Raw genomic sequence first — 2894 nt, 5'->3', positions numbered from 1 at the left:
TTTTTTCGGATGTCGCCTCCCGGCTGGCCTCCCAGCTCGACATAAGGGACGGCCGGCTTCTTTCGCAGGCCCGAGGCTACGAAGAGGGAATTGATGCCCGTCAGGTTCAGGGCCGCTTTGGTGACCACCGCTGGGGTGGGCGAGCCTCCGGGTGCCTCAGGCAGCTCGGGCATGGTGATGATCTTATTAGTCTCCACCAGCTCAGCGTCTGCACCTGGTGTGTAGTCGGTCAATTCGGGAGTGGTTCCTGCCGCCGAGAGGCCAGGTATCTTTCCGGTGTCCGTATTGGATATGATGCAGAGGAATAGTGGCCGCTTAGGGCGCGGCCCGAAATCGGGGTAGATCCATTCTGGCATGAGCTATAATCCGGCGATCCGGTATATTAAATCAACGCTACATTATTTAATTCAAGTTTATTTGAATGGCGCTAAACTAATTTTGAACTCTCGCGCAGATGCAACCGATCGCTATTTGAAGAGACTCTCATCTTCTTTTTTCTCTATTCTAACCGATATTAAAAAATCCCCCTGGGGTCGTCGTCCTCTGTGCGCTCTGTGACTCTGTGGTTTTATTCCCGTATACCAGATCCTTTTTCTTCTCACCTCTGGCGATATCAGCCCTGTTCAGCCTGCCCCCTGAGGTCTTTCGCCGGGCATTGCTCGACAAAGGCTTATAAAGGAGAAGATGAGACTGGGGTTTGTTGTAGGCAAATGACGAAAAGTCTATCGCCGAATAGTGGGATACTGGAGGTTTATAATTGAGCTTAAGATACATGATTATTCCCCTGTTGCTTGCATTACTCACCACAGGCCTGTCCCTGGGGCAGACCACCGATAACGCAAGCATTGTGGATGACAATTCCAGCATAGAGGCAGCTTTGGATCTGAATGCCACCCTGCCCGCAAACGAGAGCGCTTCCATGAATGAGACAGAGAATGCGACCGCTGTCGCAGTCAATCTGACGCCAGCGATCTCGGGACCGAATCTGAACTACATCTGGCAGTTCTCCGGCATTGAGGCCGGCCCCATAACCATGGTCCTGGAGCAGAATGGCAACGATCTTTTGGGCCGGGCAAAGTACGAGCCAGAGGGCGGAAAAGCCTGGAATGCGGATGTCATAGGCTCAGTGGCAGGAGAAAAGGTTGACCTGACCATGAGCGCCCTGAAGGATAATGTGCTGATCATTACCAGGTTTTCAGGCATCTTGGCCAATGAGGACATCAGCGGCAACTTCACCCAGGCGAGCGAGGGCAAAATCATCAACAACGGCACCTTCAATGCCATGTGGATCAATCCGGATACCTCCAGCTACACTCCTGCCACGGTTGAGGCACCAGCGGTGGCAACTCCTGCTCCCGCAGAGGTCACCAGTGCCGCACAGCCCGCCGCTGCCGCAGTGAATACCACTGCTGCTAATAAGACGGAGAAGAGATTCGTCGACGTTCATGAGTACAAAGATAAGATCGGTCCGGGCGGCGACCTCAGCGGCATCCCACCAGGCATGGGCTGAACTGCACTTCAGATGAGAAATGATGCGCCAGAAAGCTGGCGCAGCAAATCTTTTTCCGATCAATTGCATAAGGCACATTTTCTACGTGATTATACGGTCTGCAAGGCTTAATATGAGAAAACCAAGAATATTTATAGTAAAATAACTATAGCTCGATATCTCAGGTAGAATGTGGTGGTTCTGAATGAAAGTAAATTGCTTGATGAGGGGATGGCATATCCTTCCTCTAATGATATTTCTCATCTGTGCTGCCGGTCCCTCGCTCGCCCAGGAGGCGGGCAGCTCAGATGCAGAGACGGCGGCGCTCGATCCGACAGCATCGCTCTTGGCACTGCCATCGACCGATGAATCCATTTCGGAGAATGCATCGATCCCGGAGAATTCATCCATCATGGACAATGAATCTTCCAACGTTAGCCAATCCGTTCCGATTTCCAGTCAGTCTATCCTGGACCTGAGCTATATCTGGTCGGTTTCAGGAATCGAGATCGATAATGTGATAATGGCTCTCAATCAGGAGAACGAGGTCCTCTACGGCCAGGCAAAATACGAGCCGGACGGCCAGGGGGCCTGGAATGCAGTGGTCATTGGATCGGTAAAAGAGGACAATGTAGATCTGGTCATGACCTACCTTGATGATGGCTCAGAGACCTCCACCCGCCTGAACGGGACATATGACCCCTCGAACCAGTCGATAAGAGGCGATCTCTTGAAGGTGAAAGATGGCGAGATCTCCGAGCGGGGCACCTTCGAGGCCATATGGATCAATCCCGATACCGCCAGCTACACCCCTGCGGTCATGCCCCAAAAGGCTGAGACCTCAGACGTCCAGATCGAACCGAGCAGCTCAGTGGCCGCCATGAATGAGACGGTTGCAGTAAAATCGGGCACTCGCTCAGAAGATTACTACCACGATGTCCGGCAGGATGCTGTGAGTATCCTGACAGGCGTTGGAGATCTCAGCCAGATACCCATTGGAATGGGAGGAAGCGGTCTGTCTTAAGACCCATTTGCTCCCTTTTCGTTTTTATCTCCCTTTTCGTCCTTTTCATGGGACTCGATGATCTCAGAGAGTGCATTCAAGACCACCTCCAACTCCGGACGGCCCAAGCCATATGTGCTCAGCTTGAACTGGCGGGTGAGGCCAGGCTTGATGCCGCACACTCCTCTATCCTTCATCTCCCGGTAGAGGAAGTAGCGACCTCCTTTTGCAGTCTGAGATATATCATAGAGCCTCTCGGTCAAAAAGAACATCAGATCGTGGTTATGCGGCCGATCTCCCACCTGGACCAGATCCATCTTCTCCATCTCGCTGGAAAACCAGCGGGCATTCTCCAGCTCCTCGGGCCAGCGGCCCACCCTTTCTACCACTGTTGGGAATGAG

Annotated in this window: 3 protein-coding genes and 2 pseudogenes; 2 read left to right on the top strand and 3 right to left on the bottom strand. The window is 52.6% G+C overall.

All coding sequences use genetic code 11. The features are described from left to right. Both BP727_RS01725 and BP727_RS01720 read right to left on the bottom strand, forming a co-directional pair. Positions 1-356 (bottom strand): annotated as a pseudogene (locus tag BP727_RS01725) (nicotinate-nucleotide--dimethylbenzimidazole phosphoribosyltransferase); the annotation flags it as partial. Positions 357-504: 148 nt separating this feature from the next. Beyond that, the gene (locus tag BP727_RS01720) at positions 505-774 is read right to left on the bottom strand and encodes a hypothetical protein (RefSeq protein WP_273278996.1); all 270 of its coding nucleotides are present in this window, start codon (positions 772-774) and stop codon (positions 505-507) included. Between BP727_RS01720 and BP727_RS01715 the strand changes: the two genes are divergently transcribed. Then, positions 758-1510: a hypothetical protein gene (locus BP727_RS01715; RefSeq protein ID WP_286857096.1), complete on the top strand. Its 753-nt coding sequence runs from the start codon at positions 758-760 to the stop codon at positions 1508-1510. The two genes, BP727_RS01720 and BP727_RS01715, sit on opposite strands and share 17 nt — an antisense overlap. Positions 1511-1694: 184 nt before the next feature. After that, positions 1695-2513 (top strand): hypothetical protein, encoded by an 819-nt coding sequence (locus tag BP727_RS01710; RefSeq protein WP_286857095.1) that lies wholly within the window; start codon positions 1695-1697, stop codon positions 2511-2513. Here the strand turns inward: BP727_RS01710 and BP727_RS01705 are convergent. Then, positions 2510-2894, bottom strand: a pseudogene (locus BP727_RS01705) (O-phospho-L-seryl-tRNA:Cys-tRNA synthase); the annotation flags it as partial. The gene BP727_RS01710 and the pseudogene BP727_RS01705 overlap by 4 nt on opposite strands.

Origin of the sequence: Methanosaeta sp. UBA356 (assembly GCF_002496465.1) — an archaeon.
GTDB classification, from domain to species: domain Archaea; phylum Halobacteriota; class Methanosarcinia; order Methanotrichales; family Methanotrichaceae; genus Methanothrix; species Methanothrix soehngenii.
Note: the sequence above shows the minus strand (reverse complement) of the source record. Positions and strands in the feature narration are given on the sequence as shown.